This window comes from Microcoleus sp. AT3-A2 (assembly GCF_036705685.1).
Classification (GTDB): Bacteria; Cyanobacteriota; Cyanobacteriia; order Cyanobacteriales; family Microcoleaceae; genus Microcoleus.
Window position 1 is genome coordinate 1 of sequence record NZ_JAUBVF010000082.1, and the last position, 23,927, is coordinate 23,927.

Sequence of the window (23,927 nt, forward strand, 5' to 3'; positions counted from 1 at the left end):
CCGACTTAACTCCCAAACAATTTACTCCTGATAGTTTGGCTGCCAACTTTAACAAATTCTCACCGGAAATCTCAGAAAAACAGATTGGGGCGAAAAAACTCCAACCCCAACTGAGTACCCCTTCCCAAAGCTCTCCTCAAATTCAAAGAAATCCCATTGCCCAATTAGAAAGCCTGGGCCAACTTAAAGACATTCTCACGCGAGTTTTAGGCAATGCTTCAGGAGTAATTGGTTCCATCATCAAAAACCCAGTTGGTTTTGCCACCAACCTGGTTAGTGCATTGCGACAAGGCTTTGGGCAATTTGTTACCAATATCCGCACCCACCTGCAAAACGGACTGGTAAATTGGCTCACAGGTGGGAGTTTGGGTTCAATCAGACAACCGATTAGTTTATCCAACCCCCAAGGTATCTTCAATCTAACGCTGCAAATCCTGGGAGTAGGTGGTAATTATATTCGCAGCAGGGCAGTCAATAAGTTCGGTGCAACTTTCGTCAGCCGCCTGGAAAAGAGCGTGTCGCTATTCCAGCAGTTGAAAAATAACGGACTGTTGGGAATGTTTTCGCAAATTCAACAACAACTGGGCAATTTACAAACCACAGTAGTCGAAGGAATTAGAAAGTTCTTGATTGAGCGAGTCATTCAAGCTGGGGTGAAGTGGATATTAGGCTTGTTGGTGTTGCCGATATCGGGGGTAGTTAAAGCTGCCCAAACCGTCTACCAAGTTCTCGACTTTTTCATCAATCAAGCTGCTAGGGTGGCTGCATTAGTGCAGGCTGTTACCACAGCAGTTCAAACGGTGGCATCTGGTAAAACTGGTGTTGCAGCTAAGGCTGTTGAGGAAGCTTTAGCTAGGGCGATTCCGGTGTTAATGGGGTTTATGGCGACTTTGGCGGGAGTAGGGGGCAATCTGGCTCCTAAGATTAGAAGTTTGTTGGCTAAGGTTAAGGCGAAAATTGATGCGGTAATTGATGGTTTGTTGGAGCGGGCGAAAGGGTTGTTGTTGCGACAGGGTAATGGTCAAGTTCGCGGGAATGGAGGGCAAACTTCGTCTCGAACCACTGGGCAATCGCCGCCGACTAATCGGCAGAATTCACAGCAAAATAAACCTAATTCTGTACTGCGAAACAATCAAATATCTGCGCCGAATAATCGCCAAAATCCACAGCAAAAAATGCCCAATCCTGCGGGGCAAAATAATCAAAGACCTGCAACAAATAATCGCCAAAATCAACAGCAACAACAGACTAAGCTTGACCACGATCGCAAGGTCAGAGTTGGACTTAATCAAATTAACCAGGAAGAAAAAAAATATCTTGATAACGGAAAAATCTATAGAGAAGATGCTCGTAAAATAGCAGCAAAAGTCAAGCAAGCTCACCCTATTTTCAAAGCAATTACTGTCATTGATGGAGGTAAAAGTTGGAACTACAAATGGGTTGCCAGTGAAGGGATTGACGAAGGACCAGAAAAAGCTGAACCAATAGCTGAGCAAAATCTAAGGACAGCAAAGCAGCATTTTCAAGATCGGGAATTTACCGCTGAAGAATTGGCAACAGTCATAAGAGAAAATCCTCGTACTGCTGTCAGAAGAATCAAGATATGGAGAGAAAATGACAGAATTTTTCAAGTGAGTAACAATCTGTATACATTTGCTGCAATAGGAACTTCGTTAGAACGGGCTAAAGAGCGTTTTCAACAAAATCAGTTTACTACGGCGCAGCTAGCAGAAGCCTTGAGGCTGGAAATACGTACTGCTCAAAGAAGTGTAAAAGAGTGGTTGGATCGACAAGAAAATACTGGTCTTTATCGTGTTCCAGCGACAAAAGATAAGTATGCTTTTGATCCAAAACTGGCACCCTCTCAAACTCAGCAGCAAGGAGGACACCAATCTACATATGTCGATCCACAGACATGGGAAATACTACTGCAATACAGAGACAAGATACGTGATAGATTCTATAAGAAAAACTACCGTCAGGATCGGTTAGCAGAAGTACTCAAACGAGCTTATGCCGGAAAAGATCCTCAAGGAAATGAACTATACCGTTGTTCTTATACAAACTCGCCACAACTTCAAGGACCTAAGCATAAAGATTTGTCCGTATATCAAGTACCAGGGGTAACAGGAGGAGAGATAGACCACATAACAGATGTTACGCAGCATTGGGAGTTACATGGCGGCAAAAATATGACGCAAGCTCAAAGAGGTGAATGGTACGATAATTCTGACAATTTACAATTCCTTTGTGCATCCTGTAATAGGGCTAAACCCAAAGGAATATTTACCTTTAAAGTAGGTCGTGATTTTCGTGGTCCTAATGAAAAATAATTATTCAATTGGAGATTAAATATGCCTGCGTTTATCTTATGGAATGCTTTATTTGAACCCAAAACAAAAGAGCTATCGTTTTTTTCAACAGCAATTCAATTATTGTATATCAATAAGGGAACGAGAGAAATGATCGCAAAGATGCTGGAAGATTTGGGAGTCGGGCAGTATAGTTTCGATCGATGGACTGTAGACCATTTTTTAACGGACTATTTGTTAGACGAACCGCTCAGCGATAATTGGAGAGAAATCTGGGCTCATACGTGGGAAATTAAGGTTTATTTTACAGAATCAATTGTACTCGATCTAGAAGTAACCGATCTAGTTCGTACCTCGGCAGGAGATAATACTTCTTTTATTGATATTGAGGGTCTATTTGATAATCTCTCGGCGCACTTCCCTAGCAAATGCGCGATCGTAGCTGATTTTTACGATTCAGAATCCTTAGCAACAGCCCAAAAAATCTTGCCAATGGTGAATCTTTTAAGAGACAACGAAGCTTATATAGAAATTATGCAATTGCAAGCTCCCGAGGTTCGCGAATATCTTTTGGTAATGCTACGCCAAGAATATTTAGAACAACAAACCCTTTATGAAAAAATTCCAGAAAAATTGTCAATTCGTCAGAGAGCTGAGCTACCCTTACAACTAATTGTGACAGTGGGAACATTTACCGAAGAATTCTTTGAAGATGATGCTAAGCTGGCTTGCCAGATTTCTGATTTAGTTCATTATTTAGGTGGCACAACTACTTGGAATGAAAGAATCGATCGCTCTTAAGGAAATTCCTGAATCAAGCTTGCCTGCGAAGCAATCATCTTGCAAGTATTGGAATCAATTACGGGCGATAAGCCTTACCACAGAAGTTTTGTGTATGAGACTGACGTTCAAGCTTTGGAATCCAATTATCGATCGCTATAGGGATGACCTCGATTGAGGCGTATATGAAATAGATGAAGAGGTTTCATTGTTGAAAAATCGATTAAAAACTTTCACTAATTTCCCGTAAAAATCGGTAGATGGACAAAGATGGTTAGCTTAAATAAAAATACCGGAGTGAAACTAATAACTTACATTTTGTGGCATCCAGCCTTGATACACAATACTGATGACTCTAGTACAGTCACCTTCAACGTAACTCCAATGGCAACGAATAAAATGCCTAGAGGACCTAAGAAATTTTTTACGCAATTTTTGAAAGAAATAAATATTAGTTCCAAGGCAGACACCTGGGAGGTACTCCCATACCGTTCCAACTATCTAGGTATAAAATATAAGCCTAGTTCCTGGGAAGATTCTTGGAAAAAAAACTGGCGAATCACCATAAAATTAGCTGAACCAATTTTAAAACCACCTGTTTGGCAAGATGAATTTATCGAATCTTATGCTTTCTCTACCGCACCCGAACGACACAATACTGACGAAAAAACAACGATATGCTGTATGATTATTGCTGACTTTCAAACAAAAAAAGCTATAGAAAATACAAAACGTGCTATTAGCCGCTCTATTCAGTTACAGCGGCTAGCAATGGAAAATTTGGCTCCTCAACCTGAATTTTACGACGTTAATATAGGCAAAAAATTTTTCCAGTTACAAATTTCTTTAGGTCAATTTCCTCAAGCATTTTTTGAGAATGGCGCTGCCTATGCGGTAGCGGTAGAAACTCTCTGTCGCGATCAAGGAGGGATAACAGATTTTTACGATCGCGTAAATGAATGGGGCGATCTATAAAAGTAATTATTTTTTTAACCAACTTATGAAAAGCTAGAAAATCTAGAATTGAAGGTAGATCGCCCTTATTACCCTTAAACTAGAAATAACCAGCCCACCAACCTTAATAATCTCCCGATCGTGACAACAAACAACAAAAACTCTCAACCCCACAGCCAACTAACTCTCTACGACTCCTCAAACTCGCCCCTAGTCGTGCGGGAGGCAGACTTAATTTTAACCAAACAGGAATCACAGTTTGTCGAAGCCCGCCTTACCTTTTCTGTTGAACTAGAACTTTACCAAAGTATCGATGCACAAGCTTTATTCAACCTCAAGCCAGATGTACGAACTTTCCTCACTGACGGCGACTTCCAACCAAACTTCGACATTCAAATCTCTGCCAGTCTCAAGCCAGATTTACTGCCGCTGCTACTAGAAAAAATCCCTGCCGAAAACCTTACTAACACCAGCCAGCAACAAGTTCCCGTACCCTTAGCATCGATCGCTCAAACAAAAACAGAAACCCCCTCCTCACCCATTCACCCACTCCTAGTTACGGAGAATTGGTTAGCCTTGTCCGTCCGACAAATACAGGCATCCAAAACTACAGGCTACCATACCCTCTGGTTTTACATTAATCCCACAGCTTTATTTGGAACAAGTCAAAACAGCGAAGAAATTGCCCGAGGCATCGCCAACTTTTTTCAAGACGCGATCGGCAGAAATCTAGATACCATTGCTGAAGAGTTTAGCGCTCAAACCGTCGAAGTGCTTTCCAACTTATTCTCAGAATTATATATTGAACCATCCCAAAAAAACTCGCAAGAAAGCACTGCTAGCTCCTCTATTTTCTCTACCATGCTCGAATTTTTCACCGAAAAAAATTGGTATTTTGTAAAATTTGAAGATACTTCAGTCCTTATACCTATAGAGGGTGTGAATGGCAAATGGGAATGCTATGCCGCAGCCAATGAAGAACAACAACAGATGGTTTTTTACTCGATTTGCCCAATCAACACACCTGCTTCCAAGCGACAAGCTCTAGCCGAGTTTTTGACCGGGATTAATTACGGCCAAATAATCGGCAATTTTGAGCTAGACATGGAAGACGGAGAGATCCGCTACAAAACAAGCATTGATGTTGAAGGCTCTACTCTCACCTTACTTCAAATCAACAATTTAGTTTATACCAATATAACGATGATGGACACACACTTACTAGAGATTTTGTCCATTATTAACAACTCCTCGCCACCCTTAGATTCAATTCCTTTTCCCGACCCTCTTCCTACCTCCTATTCGATCGAGAAAACTGCTCATATAAAGGACAGCAAAAAAATAGCTGCTATCCAAGATAACATACAACAATTAGATTTCGATAGAGAAACTACTTCTCCTTTATTTTCCGAAGAATCGGAAGATGTTCAAGATAGTGATCGAGCAGAAACTATTCTTCCTTTGCATTCTGAAGAATCGGAAGATGTTCAAGATAGCGATCGAGCAAAAACTATTCTTCCTTTACCTTCAAAAGAATCAGAAGACGTTCAAGATAGCGATCGAGCAGAAACTACTCCTCCTTTGCCTTCTGAAGAATTGGAAGATGTTCAAGATAGCGATCGAGCAGAAACAATTAAAGAGAAAGACCAACAGTTAGATGTTTCTCGATCGCTCCCTCAACCAGATATAGAAACTACTTCTCTATCTTTGGATGTCGAAAACTCAGAAGATATTGAAGGCGAGCAAACTGTAGAGAATTACCCAAATATAGATGAACAGTTACAGGATACTCAAACACTTTCTCAACCCGAACAAGAAAATAGTTTACCATCTTCACCTTTAGAGCGATCGTCCGATGTGGAAGACAGCCAACTATCCGAAGAAAATTACCAAGCTCAAAACCAACAATTACAGGACGCTCCTACTTTCTCTGGAACCGAGCGAGAAAATAGTTTGCAACCTTCACCTTTAGAGCGATCGTCCGATGTGGAATACAGCCCGAATACTGAAAATTTCCAAGATGAAAACCTACAGTTTCAGGATATTCTAACACCTTCTAAAATAGAGCAAAAAAATAGTCATTTATTCTCAATTTCAGAACTATATGAAGTCGCCCGCAAGCCCTCTCAACCTCTTCAAGACAATTCTCTTACCACCACCTTAACAGAACAAGTAGACCCAACACAACCACCAGAAAATTTTTCTTTAAATCCCGACATATTATCGGACTTAACAGAAGAAGAAACAGCCAGCTTTGAGTCAGCAATACAATTAATAAAAACAGGTAAACTCAACGCAGGTAAGACAATTTTAGCCGCAATTAAAAACAACATGACGGACGAATTGGGAGAAGAAGGAGAACAAATTTTCTATACAGCTAACAACCTATTTCTAGTGACAAACCTTCCCCCAGCAAGCATCAACCAATTAAATGGATACGACAAAATTCTGCCGCCGAACGTACAAAACATAATTCCCGTACTCATCAATCCCAAACTTGAATGCAATAGCATCAAAATCGACTACGAATTTTCAGCAGACGGACTGGTGAGTCAAATTTACGCTCAAGTGGGTGCTAAAACTGTTGCAAAAGAACTTAAACCCTATTTCGGAACGCTCAAGCAGATTTACCGTTATTGGGACATTTCTTCTCAACTTAAACCGCTTCTAGAACACATAAAAAATATCAGCACCGATCGATTAAAACGATCGTCACAGACAACAAGAGACTCTTTGCGATCGTCAGAAAGACTCCCGGCTTGCATTCAAACAAGACTCCTCCAACTGGTGGCAGAAAAGTTAGAATCTCAGTTAGAAGTAGATATTTTAATCGAAGTTGGCGAGCTGCAAGAGCTGTTGGCTAAAACTAAGCGTATTCTCAACATGGAGTTTCTTTGCGACCCCGCTCAAGCTGCGACCGATCGCAAAACGATTGGGAGTGAGGGCTGAAGCTGTTGAAAGTGCTGCTTCCCTTGACAGCACTTCCTTTCTTGAATGGAGCAAGCGGCGAGATCCGGCTTTTCGGGCATGGCTTCATCAGGGCAACCTTTTCCATCCCTTGCAAGATTGAGGTTCGCAACCAATACTATTTCGTTTTCCCGCTAATCCTTAAGAGTAGATTGCGGCATTAAAAGCAAACCTGCGACACGACTCCGGACAATTGGTAAGACGATCGCGATCCAAGAAATCCCGCTGCGATCGCTGCTTTAACAGAATTCCTGGAAAAAACTGTAGCGTGAAAATTTACGATTATCCATTGCTAAGAATTTGGGGAAAATCGAGCCGGTAATACTGTTGCTGTTGGTACACTTGCACGCATTTTAGAATCAAATAATTTTTCACCAATTTACCGGAAGGCAGCTTATATTTTAGGAAAAAATTCTCCCGAACGGCCTAGCCACGATCGCTTCTTGAGGAAAGGCGGATTGTTTCTACAAATGATGTTGCGCCATCGGCGACTCAGGATAATTTAGTAACGCTTTCTCCCAACAATCCTGTTATTTATAAATATTTTATAACCCAAATGTTAATTATTAATCAACAGCGTGCGGGCGACTAGCGTCGCGCCCTCTAGGTAAGCTGTAACTGCCTTACCCACCTATGCAATTAATCACCCTCACCGATTTAAGTTTTCTAGCCAATCCGACACAACTAACAGTTCCCATTAAGTTAGAAGAAGAGGAATTTCAACTAATAATGAAACAAACTTTCTTGAAACTCCCCACTGAACCCCTGCTACTTGCGAATCCCAAAGTGGATAAGTGGATTATCGAAGTCAGCTTGCTATTTCCAGAGGTATTTGAATGGGAACCTCCTAAATTCTTAGTCGATACTCAGTTTAGCGCTAGGCTTAATAAAGATGTATTCGTGCAAATCAACACCAATGCAGGTTTTTTGGAACGTCAATCCGTCCATTTAATTGAATGGGCAATCCGCCATCCTGCATTAAATTGGTGCGATCGAGTAAAATTGTGGACAGCAGCCGAATCTCTCTCGCTGCCACCAGAAAATATCAAGCTGACCGTGTTAGCACTGCACCCAGCCCATCCGGGGACGAGGCGCTCCCTCAGTTGGGACAGCCGGCAACACGCACAGACAAGAGATTGGCTTGCGTCCGCGCTGGCAGGAAAGGCGAGATCGCCTGTTGCGGCTCGAAGAACATCACTGCCTGCGATCGCGCCCCTCACTAATTTCGACATTGAGGGAATTCCAGAGGTAGAGATTTAGAAACTATTGTCGCAGCCGCTCAGAATGCGATCGCGACTGTTGCTATCCGCATCGAGCCCAACTTCCAGGTCAAAGCCAATGGAAAATTTTCCATCGCGGCTGAAGAATCCGAATCGAGCCCAACTTCCAGGTCAAAGCCAATGGAAAATTTTCCATTGGCTCCCACGGTCCCGCTAACGCTTGCCAATACTGCCAGTGGCAAAAACCCGCCTGGAACGCCCAGTTTTACTGACAACTGAGTCTAGCGGGTCAGAGCCAAATTTCTTGCCTGAAGCTGGCGGCGTCGGCGATTGGGATGGAACGTTACCTCCGGCGTCTGGCAGAGGCAGCATCCGTTCTGCTTCCTCAATGCGATCGTACAAAGCGGCTGTAAGCTGGTCAAGACTGGCAAGTTGCACCCGACTCTCCAGCCGCAACCTGACCTCTGCATCCCAGAGAGCCTCGCTCTCGCTTTGGCGCTGCAAATCGGCTTTGGGAATGGGTATGGTCAGCGCGTAAGGAATTGACCCCTCGCCGCCGGAACTGTAGCCGGGGTTCGTAATTACACATCGTCCCTGGGGAAACCGCAAAATTTCGTCCACCGAAAACAGCGGCATTTTTTGAAGCGACTCGTTCCAACTAATAGATTGATTGCTTTGAGATTGGCCGCCCATTGAACGGCTGGTGGACTTGCTTTTCAGCAAAACTTCTTTTTCTCCGTAGCGTTCGGAGTATTTTTTTGCAGTATCAGTGTTACCCGGATTGAATAAAATATGAGTGCTGCAAGCAGAGGCGATCGCCGCCCCCATTTTCTCTCCGTACCCTTCGTACAGTTGCTCCAAACTCTGAATTCCTAGAATGAAACAAGCTCCGTTCGAGCGATATTCGTTAATCCACTGCGGCATCCGATCCAATCGAATGGAGGGAAATTCATCGAGTGAAATAACCAGTGGGTCTTTCCGAGGGCGACTTAAGTTGGACACAACGAGGAGGTGAATCGCGGCTGCTAGCAGAGGCCCCACGACGGAGCGCCGCTCGTCATCTAATTTGAAAACAATCATCTGTCGGCCTTCTATTTTCGTTGGGATGTCCGACTTTCCCAAAAATGCTCGCAACAGGTCAGCTTGGATAAAACTACTGAAGGTTCCCGCCGCCGTTGTCAGAATTCCAGAAATAGTTTTTTCTGCTTCTTTGGCACTCAAAAATTGGTTGAAGCTGGTGGCAACCCACTCATCAATTTGACGAGATTGAACCGCATAGTCAATCCGCTTTACCAAATTTGGCAACCTCAAAATTGCATAGAGCATTGCCATGTCTGGATACCTAGAACCCTTGACTAATTGAAGGAGTGCTTTAGCCAATAAGTCTCCAGCTTTAGAGAAAAACTCATCACTTTTTCCATTGCCTGCACTCGCATTTCTATTAATAACCTGACCGATTTCCCCAGCCATGACCGAATCTTGAGGGGACTTCATAAAGTCGAGGGGATTAATGATGCCTGAATAAGGTTCTCCCGGTGCAAATACCGACACTTGGTAGCCATACCGCGCTGCCATCGGTGCGTGGAGTTTAAGCTGATCGCCTTTTTTATCGTAGAGAATAATCGGAAATCCTTGCACCATTGCACTTTCTAGCGCCCTATCAATTGTCGAAAAAGTTTTACCAGATCCCGGTGCTCCAATTACTAAAGTTGACCGTTCTGCATGAGGAAGCCAAACAGTGGGAGAAGAACCCATAGCTGTCTGAATAGTGGTAACAAAACCTCTAAGTTTTTTTCCTTTCCACCAATAGCGAGGACTGCCACACCATAGCGTGACTTTATTATGTTTTCGTTCTTTAATTTGTTTCAAGGCAAGCTGAGTGGCTGCCATTTTTTCGGAAGTTCCGCATACTTTGCCAGTGGTAATTTTGCCCTTGCCGTTCCCTAGAAACCGAGACAGTAAGAGGAGGAAAATCAGCGCCCCTATTGTTAGATACCCATCCGGGTTATTATATTGTTGGAAAAGCCCGCCTAAGTCGATTGACGATAGAGGTGAGGGTTGCTGTGTTCTCCTTTGAGTTTGAGCGAGAACTGGAGTAGAGTTAGCCTGTGCTATCAAAAATTTAATCTCAAAATTCATAAGTATGTATTTGAATGCAAAAGTTGGTCGTAAGAGCAATTAAATCTGACCTGACTTGTAGCTACAACTTACTGTTGCCAGACAACTAAGCTTAAATCAAAATTACTCAGTGTTAGTTCAGTCTTGGGAACGAGCAATTACAGCCCACAGTTCTAACTTTCGGTATAAAGCAACCAGCACTTGATATTATCCCTGCTAGCGCAGTCAACAGGATAGGAAGCAAAATTATTAAAAAATATTCTTACCGTGAACAAGAAACAAAAAGAGTGGCTGTCAGAGCTTTTGAAGAGACACCCGGACTATGAATTTTTAAAACGCAGCACCATCAAACTAGGAAGAGGCGACATCTCGCTAACTTTAGAACGTACAGAATGGCTCTACATGGGAGCTGTTGAAGTAAAATATTCAGGAGCCTATTTACCTGGATTAAAGTGGCATTATCTTAACGCCAGACTATCCAGAACGGGCAAATTGCTTTCCGACTTAACCTACAGCTGTAAAGTCGTGTCTTACCCTAACTGTCCGCTGGCGCCTGACTGGTTGACAAAATCTAAATTAGAAGAGGTGAAAATTCAGGAAGGAGAACAGATGAATTTTCCCTTTCACGAAGCTGTATTGATGGTAAGCCAGCCCCCATTATTGAAAGGGAGTTTTTACCGAGCCAAGCGGTGGCATAAGCCAAAATTAGAACGATCGCCTGTAGCAAACAGTCGCCGCACTCCAAAAACTTTCCAGCGCGAACTGCCTTTTTTGAAGCCAAAAGCCCTAGCTCCCGATACTAAATTTGTCCCCCTTGCTTGTATTGATGGCGCTCTCGTACAGGTTCCTGAATATCTAATAAAGTTGTTAGAAGAAGCCAATGCTAGTCTATCTGAACGAGCAGATGCAGCTTCTTTGTACGCGATCGCGGGTTTGAAAGGAGCCATCAACTTTGTTGAAGGGCTACCTCTACTGCGGACAATAGGAATAAACGCTTTACCGAGCGTCGATCGCGCCCAATATTGGCAGCGAGGAAATTAAAAGCATTGTGAGTGCTTGATTCTGATAATAGCGCAACTTCAGAAATTGCTGAAGCTGCGCGAGCGCTTTCACAATCGTTCTTTTTTTTGCACACTTAATTAGTTTTCCTCACGATTCGGTAGTTCTGTACTACCAGTTATTTTTTTTATGACCCTTTAATTTATTTGACAAAATTACTAGGCTTAACTGTGCTACTTCTTACCCTTCTTAAAGGTAAGGCTACCGCCTTGCAAGAACTGCAATGTCACAAACTTTTAGAATGGTTAAAACCAATAGCAAAGCTAAAGCAAAAAGCTCAAATAACGCAGGAATGACTGAAAGCACAATCCCACTTCAGTCAGAAGACCTCGATTTTGAAATTGACCCCGAACTCCTAGAACCCGGTCACAATCAAGTAAGGCGACCAATTCTGCCCTATGGCATTGTCGTCAATGAACAAGTGGCGGGAATATTAATTCCAGAGGATCAGCTAGAAAAAGCGAATTGGTTCGTTATGCCAACTGAAGAGGAAATGACTACAATTGGACTAACAGAAGATGTTACAGGTCTGCTACTCTCTAAATGCCACTTATGCGTGCTGGGATTTGTCCCTGAATACATTCGTTACAAGAATGACGTTGCTAATTTAGGCGGTGCAATGGTCGGGCTGTATGAAGAGTATAAAGCTCAACTTGATAAAAAGATAATGGATGTTGTCAGCGAACACGCCGTTGTCTTTCTGGATGAAAACAATCGTCCCAGACACAGCACGCCTATTGTCGTCAGATTTAAGAATGTTGCGCTTTGGAGCTTTAAAGCAGCCAGAGACGAATTCTACCGTTTGTTGGAAAAAGCATTCGCCGACTATTTCCAAATTCCTTTCAGCGGGAAAACCGATAAATGGCGGAGCCTCGGCATCCTAGAGGTGGAGTTCAAAGGAGTTAAAGAAGGTGAAGGCTCTAATAAGAGCTACTGCTGCAAAACTGTCAGCTATACCAAGCCAACTGCTGATAATTTCCCCTTTCTATATCTGGGACGCCCGCAGCATAAAAATGCGATTTGGGGGCTGCACGATATCATTGCCGGATTTACTGAAACTCCTGCATTACCAGGTACAGCCGAACCGCAAATTCAAGTGCTGCCACCCGCTGCTCGTAAAAGAGAAAATGGAAAAAAGCAGACCGCCAATCATAAATACCCTCGGAAAATTGCCGCTGAAGTAATAGAAGAAGAGGATGATTTCGACGATTTAGATGAAGAAGAGGAATTCGACGATGATTTTGATGCGGAAGCAGATGACTAACAGTCTCGGTTAGTTACTTTTGAAGAAGTGCCTCATATCCAGTTAGGGAGCGAGGCATTTTTTTATTATGCAAAACAGGAGCTCGCTAACAGATAGTCAAGCTCAAATATAACTTTTCTCAGTAACATGAGGTACGCTCGCAGATAGGGCTGACGGGCTGACGGGCTGACGGGCTTGCCTCCATTCCCGCCTACCTCACTTTATTGAGAACTGCTATACTTTAAACTCGCCTATTGCATTTTATGGGGAAGCTCAATCAAGGAACTGTTAGCTAACTGGTACTGGCGACCGTTGAAGCAAAAAAACAACTGCCGAATACCATTTTGTGAGTGCTGCTGTACTTGCAAGCAAGGCAAATCAGAGGTTTTTGAGGGGTCACTTACTACTTGAAGTAGGGGTTTATTAGGTGGCAAGTTTTCGTTTAAATAACTAGCAAATACAGGACGATGAGGAACATTCTTTCTGAATAAATACCCAGCATATAAGCAACCTCCTGCTCCACAAACTCCAGGGCTGTTAAAATTAAAAATAACTAACCTGCCTGCTTGTCCGTTTACAGCCCAAGCCAACACATTTGATGCTGAATCTTGGGGGTTAAGCTCAGAATTTTCGGCAACTATGCCTTGAACAGTTTCAACAGGGATGAGTCTAGTAGCAGGTGTCCAAGAAATGGTTGTAGCACTCGCGGTGCAACCAGCAGTTCCTAACAACACCGATAACAGCAAGAACAAGACCACTCCAAAACGGAACCACCGCCCAATAAATAAAAACGATGATACTCTGGACTGAAAATTATTTAGGGAATTAGAAGCGGGGTTTGGGAGTTTCTTCTGAGAAGGTTGAGAAAACAGTAATAAATTTTTATTTCCAGCTATGATTGATGGCTTCCCTATGTGTTCTGAACCTGAAGTTAGTTGTTGATTTTTGCTAAACATTGATTTGACCTCCGCGAACTATTTTCTATGTAGATGTCATACCTAATCCGGTTATGACAGACACCTTGCAGATTTACTTAATCCGGTTATGACAGACACCTTGCAGATTTACTTAATCTGCTTTGAGCAAAGGTTTTATTGTTGCTTGTAGGACTCTTACCTTCATCTGATTTGGTATCGGTATCAGTTCTTTGGGCTGGTTTTACTAAGTGGAGGAACAGTAATGCCAACCTGCTTAAATGCCCAAAGCTCTTCTTCCGAAAATCGCCAAGTGGGTTCTCCAAAATTCGGCTGCAAGGTAGAGCGGAACTTATCAATACTCCCTGCCTTGTTGATGGAGTAACGCAATTCCCCCAGAGCGATTTGCCTTGCTATCGGCAGCTTGACAGTGCGGCTGTAAGGATAAAAATCGTTCGTCGGGTTGGAATAAAGCAAGCTACACTGCGTCTCTTGGAGAGAAACCAATACAGAAAAAGGCACGGCATCTCCCTGCAAATAGGCATCGAACAAGCGATATTGAGTGCTGCCATCTGTTACTTCAGTTACAAACTCTGTCCTGAGAGTCCCTAGACCAACTGGAAGGCAAGCTGAAGGGAAATCAGCGTTCCGAGTCGGCTGGCTAAAAGCTGGGGGATGGGTGAATAAACTGCTCGACAAATAAACCAAAAAAGCTGTTAGCAAGCCCCAGGTAAATTTCAACATAATTGTCCGTTTTTTCAAGGAAATCATGGTGCAGAACATCTCCGTTTAATTCAAATTCCTTCTTGAGATGGGTTAACAGCCGTTCCATTAATGCGGATTTCAAAGTGCAAGCTAGGGTCTGCCGTTGTCCCAGTGCTGCCTAGTCCGCCTATGACCTGACCTTGAGAAACCCGATCGCCCACTTTGAGTTTCACTGAACCCTCGCGCAGGTGAGCATACCGAGTTGTGCGACCGTTGCCGTGCTCAATTTCGATCCAGTTGCCGTAGCCACCGCCGCAGTTTTGTACCCCTTCTTTGCAGTTAGACACCGCTGTCTTGACAACGCCGCCGCCAACAGCTTTTACCGGACTTCCCATTGAGCCGGCAATTCCAATGCCGTTAGAGATTTTCCGCACCCCGGAAACCGGACGAGTTCGCATCCCAAAGCGGCTGGTTACTGGCCCATTCGCAGGCTGGATATAGTGACTCGTGGATTGACCGCCGCCGGGGGCAGCACTCGCAGAATTAGAGGATTGCGCCGCACTGGAAGTCGGAACGCAAGCAGCAGCATTCGACTCCGCGATCGCCCTACCTCCCTCTCGATAGCGCCTTAAAACCTCCTGTCCGTAACGTGAGAGAGTTAAACGACCGAATGTATCGGTTGAAGAGCCGTCAACTTTGGAGTAGTCGCCCCCGAAATGCTTTTGAGCTACTCGCTCAATCAGGCGATCGCCACTAAAAAAACTCCCAGTAGTAGGGTCTTTTTCAAGAGAGGTGGCATTCAGCTTAGAAGCGAGACTTTGAGCAAAAACAGCTTCTCGATCGGCAGGCGGAAAAAATTGAAAAAGTTCTGCTTGAGTGGGTTGATAACCGCCTCGCAGTTTGGTTAAAAATTGCGTGCCCCCTGGTTTAGATGAAATTGAACTAGCAGCGTACTCGTCGTAGTTTATAAACTGGTACTTGCCCAACGGAACCCCGCAATTATTTCCGCCATCAACGCAAGCATTAACGCCGGCATTCTCGTAAGAACTGCTGCTTTCAATACTGGCGATCGCTTCCGACAAAGCGGGAACATTGACTCCTTGAACATTGCCAACTGACACGGGCGCTGGTGCGGTGCTACCCGGAGGGCAAGGAACATTAATATTAGCTGCTGTAGTTACGCCTTTTGTAACAGGAGAAGATACTCCGTCGCGAACTGCCGCAGTTGGTACAGAGGAAGAGCCGCCAGAGGACGATCCCAGCGCCCCAACGAAAATGGGAGAATTAACCCGATAGGTGAAAAAGGGTACCGGGCCAATGAAATAAGGAGAGCAGCCGCAAGGCGAACAAAATCGGAAAAATAGAGCCGTATCAACGGTATCGGTTTGCTCGTCCGGTTCCATGACCACTACCTTAAAAGCACTGCCAAAAGGCAATCTTCCCGTCGGTTCCTTGCCGCCGTTGACACCTTTAAGACAGCCCGATCCGCCCTCGACTTCCTGGTACTTACCGCTAATCCATTGCTTGCCTTCCAGGGAACCGCGAGCGTTCCGACCCGAATTTTCCAGATCGTCTAGTTCGATGTAAGCGCAATCATTTTCTTGGCAGTTAACCGAGAATCCCTGAATGTCGGAGCCGGATATTGTCTTAGTTCGCCGCCGCTCGGCGGGGCCATAAATCGCATCAATTCTCATTACTAAATTGCCAAATTCTGCTATTGGATTGGGAAAGCTAGACAGAGGTAAAGCATTCAGCCCGGGTACGTCCTTAATTAAGGTCGTTTGCCAATCTGAAAACGCGCCAAGTTGAGCGCTGCTTAAGTTCGGAATCGAAGATATTGAATACTGAGACAGGTCAATTTCTCCCAGTTTCAACTGACCTAATTGTGGATTGGAACTGAGAACCAGCTCTAGAGTGCGATCGGCTACATCAATGCCAGCAGCTTTTGTGGCTAGAAGTCCCGCCACCGGCGCAATCTCTGCGACTTTAAATTGACCGAGAAGAGGGATAGCCTGAACTAACTGATTTAACGACTGCTTGGCAACTAAAGTAAATGCGCTTAAAGCTACGCTATCTAAATTCAGACCAGCTTGCTGCGTGACAAAACCAAAGGATAACAATTCTGGTTGCAAAGCTTGGCTGATATCGCCCAACATGATGTACTGGTCAGGAGTTTGCCCTGCTGTCCAACTTCGGATCAAATCATAGCCAACTGCCTGCTTGTACTCTCCCGCTGAAAGGCTTCCCGATTGACTGATGGGTGGCATTTGAGAAAAAGAAATTTGTGTCCAATCTGGCAAGAGGGCGTTAACTGAAGTAGGATTTCCTTGCCTGTCCATCCCTGGTATTTCTAAAATTTTGGTTGGCATTTCAGTTGTATCAGCAGGAATTCGTGCCATAGCAAATATTGGTTGCTCAAACAAAATGGAAACTATTAAGGCTAAAGAGAATAACCCTACTGATAATTGCCCGAATCTTGTTGATAATATTCTTCTCATGTTTGTGCAAAAAACTTTAGTTATTGGTTGAGGATACTGTACAAAAGTTAAGCAATTAAGTGGGAAAAAGGAACCCACCGAACTTGATGAGGCTGCAATTGCGCTTCTTAAAATAAATAAAGCAGTCAACCGAGGCTTTACATAGAGCAGCCTCGGCGTAAAGCACTGCAGCTCTAAGTCATCTCATCGTCCCCGAAATGAGAAGTTTCATACAGGCGATTTGTAGCCTGCCATCTGAAGCACTACAGCTCTAAGTCACCGCCGTAGAAATGAGAAGTAGCTGTTTGATTTTGATAGGAATTAGCGTCATTTACAGCTCCCTTAAAATAAGGGTTAGGGTTAGCAGCCGTCTCCGTCCACGGAGTATCTGCTAAATTCAAATCGCCTTCAAAAACATTTTCTCGATAGCCATCAGCAAAGTAGTCTGGAACCCCGTATCCCTCTGTTTGCTGACTGCTATAACCGTTGCTTCGATATCCGTTAAGGGAGGATTCGCACGGGTTACTTTCATAGCCGCTAACAGCATAGCTATCAGCGCTGTAACCTGGTTCATTGCCATAAATATTGTTTGGCTCGTTCATAAATCCTGTAGCTACAAAGTAGTAAGAATCAACAATTCAGCGTAGCTAGGGATAACGAGTGGGGGTTTCATCCGATAGTCGTAATTAAACTACCGCCTATCGGCGGATAGACTACGGCGATCGACGTAGCCTATCTGCAAACAACCAAGACCTACTGCTATTGCACGAAACAAAATATAGTGCTGGCCTTGCTTTTAATTTCGCCCGCCTTCCATCCAGCAAGGTGGGTAAAAATTACTCAGAAATATAGAGGCGCGTATCTCTGCCGAGTTGTTTGCCCAACAGACGGCGCAAATCCCTGTAACTGAATTCGCTACGCGATTTTTCTGATCTTAATTCGTCACACAATTATCCTTCAAAAAGATATGACTCAGCTAAATCTGTTAACGCCCGAATTACTTGAAGAAATTACCACTCACCCTGTAAAACCTCAGTCCGGCATTTTGGAAAAGCTGAAGCTATTAGCCCAGATGGGTATGCACCGCGACTTAATAGCCGTGCTACTGGAATTGACCGGAATTCCCCTTCCCCTTTTACGTTACTATGCAGGCCCATTAGTTTTACACAAAACCCCGTGGTCAGAAAGCATACCTGACTGGTTGAAAACGGCTTGCTTATCCGATAGGCTCGATTTGATTCTAGAGGAGTACAGCAACAGAATTGTAGGGAATTACTGCACTTCCACAGAAGTCGTGGCTTATATGATGGGAGCCACATTTGAAGCTCCTCTGCACCACAGTTATTACAACGTCTATATGTGGGCAGCACAAGACACATTAACAAGACATAATCGGCTACCAAATGGTTACAACTTGTCCGAATTAGCTGAATTTTCAGTCGTGAACTTTGACAGTATCCAAAATGATTATCACCATCTAGCTAGAGCAATTAGGAAAAGCGTTGTCCGCCATGCAGCATCCCAAGGCTGGGGCAAACGTAAATTGTCCCAAGATAAAAGCGCTGATGCAGATTTACCGACAGAAATGGTAACAGCTAAGTCACCAAAAGATAAGTCAAAAGTTGAAGGGCAATTGACTTTATTTTAACATGGAAAAAAAGGCAATCTTCGCCAAGAATAGCCATAATAGCAGCAAAATTAAAATGAAAGATACTTCATCGCTTGCAGAAATGCTATATGAGCGAATCCGAGAAGCTCCACCTTATTCCTGGTTTCCGTCTCCTCCAGAGCTAATTGAGCTTATGATTGAAGAAGCTCAATTTGTTTCAGGAATCTACGCCTTAGAACCAACAGCAGGAGACGGCTTATTGGCGCAGGCTATGGTTAGAGCGGGTGCAATCGTTGATGTAATTGAAATAAACCCGCTGCTCCAACAACTTCTGTTTCAAAAAGGGTTCAATCTAGTTGGAAGTGACTTTTTAACAACTGAACCGCAGAGGCGATATAGCAGAATTTTGGCAAATCCCCCATTTTCTACGCCCCACATCAAAGGAGTTGATTTGGATATCATACAACGTGCCTATAACCTTTTTTTAGCCAATTCTGGACGCCTGGTAAGTGTTGTTAGCAATTCCATGAATGTCCGAGGCGATCCGCGAGCGCAAGCATTTCGAGCCTTTCTTAAGCGCACGTCAGCCAAGTTAATCGAACTTCCCTTAGAAATATTTTGGGGGAGCGATCGCCCGGTTACTGTTGAGAGCTACCTAGTCGTAATAGACAAAAGGTAGATGATTGCTTCCCCACTATACCGTTTGGTTAGTGGGGACAGCACAACTTACCTTTCAACAAATTACTATTAGTATCTTTCAAAATAAATATTAAGAATGTAACTTAGACTTCAATACCGAATGTCTGCCCCAATATCTCTGCTCGTTCTATCAATTTTACGACTAAAACTATTACCTTAAAACCCCTCTACTCCCATGAATAATTCCCCACACTTCGCCCCAAATCCTATTGTGGAATACGAGCTTATTACAAACTTTTCCAGACTAAATGATGTTCTCTCGCCTTTAATAAAAGCTCGTGTTATAGCCATAGACACAGAAACCACCGGGCTAGATCCACTTACGGAACGCATCCGACTTATCCAAATAGCTGTTCCCCACCGCCCAGTGATAATTGTCGATCTAGCTGCTTTTGCCGATCGCGAATTATCGCCTTTAAAAGCACTTCTAAACAGCAGTGCGCTCAAAATATTTCAAAATGGTAAGTTCGACTGGCAGGTACTAGAAATAGCTGGGCTTAGACCGTCTGGCCCATTTTTTGATGTCATGCTAGCGAGCCAGGTGTTGCGATCTGGACTCAAGAAAAACCACGATCTACAATCCCTCGCTCTTGAATTTTTAGGAATTAAACTTGACAAGAGCCTACAGTCGAGCAATTTCGGAGGTAAGCTATCAGCTTCTCAGTTAGAATACGCCGCTTTAGATGCTGCTGTCCTGCTGAAACTTAGAGCGCGACTCATCTCAAAACTTCGGAGTGCTGGGTTACTAGAAACCGCCCAAATTGAATTTGAAGCGATGCCTGCTGTAGCCCAAATGGAACTAAATGGAATGTTACTGGATGCAGAACAATGGCATTTGGTGGGGGAGGAACTGAAAGCTCAAAAACAGACTACGCTGCTGGAATTAGTGAAAGCCGGTCTTAAACCAGCCCCTAGCGCACAACTTTCGCTATTTCCAGAGATGGTGGAAACCATAAACCCCCGTTCGTCTGTACAAGTTTTAAGTGCTCTTCAGGTTCTCAACATTCCAATCAAGTCAACAACCAAGAGCGAACTTATTCCTCTAGCTGGTCAATACCCGATTATCCAGTTGTTACTTAATTATCGGAAATTAGCATCTTTGTGTTCAAATTTTGCTGAGGCATTGCCCAAACACATTCACCCGATAACGGGGAGAATTCACCCCAGCTATCGGCAATGCGGTGCGCGTTCTGGACGCTTTAGTTGCAATAAGCCAAACTTGCAAAACGTTCCCAGGAATTGTACGGCAAAGGGGATGCGTGCGTGCTTCATTGCCGCTCCCGGATATCAAATTATTAAAGCAGATTACAGCCAAATCGAGCTAAGGATTGTCGCTGAAATATCTGGCGATCGCCGAATGCTGAATGCCTACGCTAAAGGTGAAGATTTGCATACTTTAACGGCTTCTTTGATTACGGGAAAGCCGTTAGAGGAGGTAACGGCAGAGGATAGACGGATAGCTAAATCAGTTAATTTCGGATTAATTTACGGCATGGGTGCTGCCAAACTCCAAGCTTATGCTGAAGAAAAGTACGATGTTTTTTTAACCTTGGAGGAAGCTAAAGAGTTCAGAAGACGATTCTTTCAAGCTTATGCTGGAATCAAAAGATGGCATGACAGCATCAGGAGAAGGGTGTACGTCAAAGATATCAAGCAAATTCGTACAATTGGCGGACGTAGAAGACGGTGGGCAAAGAAACCCCGGCTTTCTGAGTTGCTTAATCACCCGGTTCAAGGAACTTCGGCTGATATGTTGAAAGTGGCGATCGCTCGTTTGTTCAAACTCCTACCCAAGACTGGAGCAAAATTAATCGGTGTGGTACATGACGAGATTCTGTTAGAGTGTCCGCAGACTACTTTAAAAAGAACCAGTCGCATTCTAAAAAAAGTGATGGTGGAAGCTGGAGAGCTATATCTACAGAAAGTTCCGGTTGAACTAGAAGTAAGAATTACTTCGTCTTGGGCTTGAAAAAAAGTCGCTATTTTAACCATAAATAGTCCGATTAATTTGTCTATTTTTCTAACAGGAAGTATTATTTATCAGACACCTCCTGTATTGGCCTCTTTGCCTAGTTATCAATTATTCAAGATTGCAGCAATGAAAAATAGTACATTGCTGCGATCGCCAACAGGAGTAGCATAGTAAATAGAAGTTCTACAACGCAGATAAAAAACTAACAACTTCAGGAGCAGAAGCCCTAGTAAAATTGGCAAAATCCCGTGGCAACCTGACATTAAGAGCAAATGCCATTGTGACTAAGACAAATTGCAGTCTTTCAGCTTCAGGGAAATTTTCTGCTGTATTCAAAATTCGACCAACCAATGATGTTGAACGAAACCGAAGTGACACCCTTTCAAATTTAATCTTCCAATAATCTATAAAAAAAGGTAAAATCAGTCGGCGATATGTCGCAGATAAGGGTTCACGATGTTGGTATATGAAAGGTGCGATCGCCATATGCAGGAAAATATCTGTTTCAAGCGGAGTGTCATTTTGTAGTGTAGCAACTAAGTAGCCAATGACTAGAAGCACTTGTTCGTTTTGAGGATGGAACCTGTTACTAAAATCTAATATTTCGTTATATGAAACTTCTGGTAATAAGTAAATTTGTTCGAGTAGCTCTGCTGCTTGTAACCAAAGTTGCTCGTCCACTGCTGTGGCACTAATTTGGCGACATATTGCTGCTACTTCTGTCGCCTGTGAGCGCGCCAGTTCAACAGAGCGGAGAGCCACTGTACCAATCCGGAAAACAACGGGGAGTAGTCCAACTAAGGCTGCATTATGTTCTGCCTTCCGCCATAGTTCACTAGGCTTGTTACCTAAAATGGTTTCGACATCAAGCTCGAATCCTTGCGGAAGTTGACCAATCTGAAGCAGTTGTGTGCTGGCAGCAAAAAAAGCTCCTGCATCCATCGCAAAATCCAGGACTTCAGCATAACGGGCATCTAAAAGTAGATACGGAAAAGCTTCCAGACTGAGACTAGCGAAAACAGCACGCTGGTTTGTAGCTCTTGCATCATCCATTCCTTTCAAAGCCCAAACTGCTGCTCGCTCATCATTGCCAACGGAAGCTGCAAAAAATGCTAAATTTGTCAAAAGTATACTTTCTCGATTTCTGTCATAATCATCTACTAATATTGAATTTTGAGAAAAAAGAATACCTCGCTGCGGTGCGGCGTAAGCTTCGCCACCCAGTGTTTCATTGGGAGGACTACCAGTGCGGGCGAGATAAGAGAAATAACCCGATATATGACGATACACAAGAAAGAGCTTTTTCCAGTCTTCTGCATCCGATCTACAAGCCAAAAGCTGCTCACCAGCCCGATCTAAAGATTCAAACACATCTGGTAATAAATTGCTACCTAGCCATTGGGCAATAGCAAGTTCACCAAGTGCTTTTACCAGTTCGCTCTTATCAATAAGACTATTAGTTTCTGCTAAACTCACGGCCTGTCTAGCAAATTCAATTGCTAACTGAGCATCTTGCTTTCCAGTTGCAATACTCATATATATGAGAACTTTTAGGCGTAGATAGGGATAAGCATTGGTTTCCTCACCTAATGCTTTGCTAAGCCAGATAATAGCCTGATTATTTTGGTTAATGAGTACATATTTTCGGCCTACGATCTCTTGGAGCAAAAACCGAACTCGCGGATCGTCAGATGCTTGTTGAATTGCTGCTTGTGCAACAGCTACTGCGGCATTTGCATCTCGCAAATAATCCCCTAAAACAATAATTTTAGAACGTACAGCCCACGCCCACAGCAGTTCCAAAGCAAGTTTGTTAGCACGTTCTGCCAAGTCTTCATAGGCAGCAAGTATTGCAGACCAATCCTGTTCTTCTTGAAGCTTCTCAGCCTCTTTATGCCATAACTTTTCTGAAACCACCAAGCAACCTTGTTCAGCTACCTCATGATTAAAGGCAAACTGCCTCTGTTCAAGAGTAAGCTGCTCTATGGTGCTAATCCAATCGCGAAGATGCTCCGCAGAAGTGATTCCTTGGCTATTTGTCCAAATCATGAATCCAAGCAATCCTTCATCAGAAAATGCTGGCTCATTGCTACCCGGTATTTGTGCATATGGTAGAAAGTGGAGTGCAGTTCTTAAATATCTATTGGCACGTATAGGGTCATTTTTGCCAAACACGGAGTTAGTAGCCATCATGGCTGCAAGAACACCTATAGCATTTTTATCGCTTGCCTGCTCAAGGAGTGTATCTAAGTCTTCAACTAAATAAGATATAGATTTACCATATTTATGTCGCGCAGCAATTTGCAAGCCACGCAGAAAGATACGAATGCCCAGATCCATTTGCTCAGGAAGTCGCAGACTACCCCATAAAGATAGCAATCCTCTGTCATCCACTAAAATCTCCATAGAATTTAGTTCTTGAATAGCGGGAATTAGCATCAAGCCAGCTCGGTCAAAAACTTCTGCACCCAGGAAGTGAATAATTGCATTGATAACATCTTGGGGCCAAAGTTGGTGTCTAGATACAATAAGGTCTCCTAATGCTAAATGGCATGATTTTTTCGTCTCAACCAACAAATTATTTTCCCCTAGTTGCTTAACCAGGGGAGAAATGAGCAAACCTTCATCAACATCGCGTTGCACCCAAAGTCCAACTAGAGTATGTAGGCGTTCGCTAGGTCTTTCCAAAACTCGGTTAACAGATGCGACAGCTTGCACCTCATTCAGCGAAAAGCTACCAAGGTGCAAACAGAGACGGTATAACAACTCTCTGGTATTCTCATCCTCAACAGAATCCAATACACGCCTAGTTATCTGGCTGTGGGAGCATGTCACTTTTGCGATGAGTATAAATACTCGTCAACTCCAGCATGACTTTTTTACGGATCATCAGTATAA

General features: G+C 43.6%; 16 protein-coding genes. 10 read left to right on the forward strand and 6 right to left on the reverse strand.

Features of this window, described 5'->3' with window-relative positions; translation table 11 throughout:
• The 5 genes from QUB37_RS26990 to QUB37_RS27010 form a co-directional block, all read left to right on the forward strand.
• Positions 1 to 2,333 (forward strand): GH-E family nuclease (locus tag QUB37_RS26990; RefSeq protein WP_333168063.1); only part of this gene is annotated, 2,333 nt, incomplete at its 5' end.
• A 21-nt stretch (positions 2,334 to 2,354) separates the two neighbouring features.
• Positions 2,355 to 3,113 carry a hypothetical protein gene (locus QUB37_RS26995; RefSeq protein ID WP_333168065.1) on the forward strand — a complete coding sequence of 253 codons (759 nt, stop codon included), beginning with the start codon at positions 2,355 to 2,357 and terminating at the stop codon, positions 3,111 to 3,113.
• 363 nt (positions 3,114 to 3,476) lie between these two features.
• On the forward strand, positions 3,477 to 4,067 hold the full coding sequence (locus QUB37_RS27000) for a hypothetical protein (protein WP_333168067.1): 591 nt from the start codon (positions 3,477 to 3,479) through the stop codon (positions 4,065 to 4,067).
• Between the two features lie 120 nt (positions 4,068 to 4,187).
• A complete protein-coding gene (locus QUB37_RS27005) occupies positions 4,188 to 6,995 on the forward strand; it encodes a YbjN domain-containing protein (RefSeq protein ID WP_333168068.1) in 2,808 nt (935 codons plus the stop codon).
• A gap of 651 nt (positions 6,996 to 7,646) precedes the next feature.
• On the forward strand, positions 7,647 to 8,273 hold the full coding sequence (locus QUB37_RS27010; RefSeq protein ID WP_333168069.1) for a hypothetical protein: 627 nt from the start codon (positions 7,647 to 7,649) through the stop codon (positions 8,271 to 8,273).
• A 173-nt stretch (positions 8,274 to 8,446) separates the two neighbouring features.
• On the opposite strand, the gene QUB37_RS27015 is transcribed toward QUB37_RS27010, so the two are convergent.
• On the reverse strand, positions 8,447 to 10,372 hold the full coding sequence (locus tag QUB37_RS27015; RefSeq protein ID WP_333168070.1) for a type IV secretion system DNA-binding domain-containing protein: 1,926 nt from the start codon (positions 10,370 to 10,372) through the stop codon (positions 8,447 to 8,449).
• 246 nt (positions 10,373 to 10,618) lie between these two features.
• Between QUB37_RS27015 and QUB37_RS27020 the strand changes: the two genes are divergently transcribed.
• Both QUB37_RS27020 and QUB37_RS27025 read left to right on the forward strand, forming a co-directional pair.
• Positions 10,619 to 11,392 (forward strand): hypothetical protein, encoded by a 774-nt coding sequence (locus QUB37_RS27020; RefSeq protein WP_333168071.1) that lies wholly within the window; start codon positions 10,619 to 10,621, stop codon positions 11,390 to 11,392.
• Between the two features lie 259 nt (positions 11,393 to 11,651).
• Positions 11,652 to 12,674 carry a DUF5895 domain-containing protein gene (locus QUB37_RS27025; protein ID WP_333168072.1) on the forward strand — a complete coding sequence of 341 codons (1,023 nt, stop codon included), beginning with the start codon at positions 11,652 to 11,654 and terminating at the stop codon, positions 12,672 to 12,674.
• 230 nt (positions 12,675 to 12,904) lie between these two features.
• On the opposite strand, the gene QUB37_RS27030 is transcribed toward QUB37_RS27025, so the two are convergent.
• The 4 genes from QUB37_RS27030 to QUB37_RS27045 all read right to left on the reverse strand — a co-directional run bounded on the left by QUB37_RS27030 (position 12,905) and on the right by QUB37_RS27045 (position 17,351).
• Positions 12,905 to 13,609 (reverse strand): hypothetical protein, encoded by a 705-nt coding sequence (locus tag QUB37_RS27030; protein ID WP_333168074.1) that lies wholly within the window; start codon positions 13,607 to 13,609, stop codon positions 12,905 to 12,907.
• A gap of 183 nt (positions 13,610 to 13,792) precedes the next feature.
• The gene (locus QUB37_RS27035) at positions 13,793 to 14,311 is read right to left on the reverse strand and encodes a hypothetical protein (RefSeq protein WP_333168075.1); all 519 of its coding nucleotides are present in this window, start codon (positions 14,309 to 14,311) and stop codon (positions 13,793 to 13,795) included.
• A gap of 50 nt (positions 14,312 to 14,361) precedes the next feature.
• Entirely contained in the window at positions 14,362 to 16,671 is a 2,310-nt protein-coding gene (locus QUB37_RS27040; RefSeq protein WP_333168076.1) for a M23 family metallopeptidase, read from the reverse strand.
• Positions 16,672 to 17,012: 341 nt separating this feature from the next.
• The gene (locus QUB37_RS27045) at positions 17,013 to 17,351 is read right to left on the reverse strand and encodes a hypothetical protein (protein WP_333168078.1); all 339 of its coding nucleotides are present in this window, start codon (positions 17,349 to 17,351) and stop codon (positions 17,013 to 17,015) included.
• 365 nt (positions 17,352 to 17,716) lie between these two features.
• Between QUB37_RS27045 and QUB37_RS27050 the strand changes: the two genes are divergently transcribed.
• The 3 genes from QUB37_RS27050 to QUB37_RS27060 all read left to right on the forward strand — a co-directional run bounded on the left by QUB37_RS27050 (position 17,717) and on the right by QUB37_RS27060 (position 21,026).
• Positions 17,717 to 18,397, forward strand: a complete 681-nt coding sequence (locus QUB37_RS27050) for a hypothetical protein (RefSeq protein ID WP_333168080.1) — start codon at positions 17,717 to 17,719, stop codon at positions 18,395 to 18,397.
• A gap of 55 nt (positions 18,398 to 18,452) precedes the next feature.
• A complete protein-coding gene (locus QUB37_RS27055) occupies positions 18,453 to 19,037 on the forward strand; it encodes a class I SAM-dependent methyltransferase (RefSeq protein WP_333168082.1) in 585 nt (194 codons plus the stop codon).
• A 195-nt stretch (positions 19,038 to 19,232) separates the two neighbouring features.
• The gene (locus tag QUB37_RS27060) at positions 19,233 to 21,026 is read left to right on the forward strand and encodes a bifunctional 3'-5' exonuclease/DNA polymerase (protein ID WP_333168086.1); all 1,794 of its coding nucleotides are present in this window, start codon (positions 19,233 to 19,235) and stop codon (positions 21,024 to 21,026) included.
• Between the two features lie 186 nt (positions 21,027 to 21,212).
• Here QUB37_RS27060 and QUB37_RS27065 read toward each other — a convergent pair whose 3' ends face one another.
• The gene (locus QUB37_RS27065; RefSeq protein WP_333168088.1) at positions 21,213 to 23,672 is read right to left on the reverse strand and encodes a hypothetical protein; all 2,460 of its coding nucleotides are present in this window, start codon (positions 23,670 to 23,672) and stop codon (positions 21,213 to 21,215) included.
• Between the last annotated feature and the right edge of the window lie 255 nt (positions 23,673 to 23,927).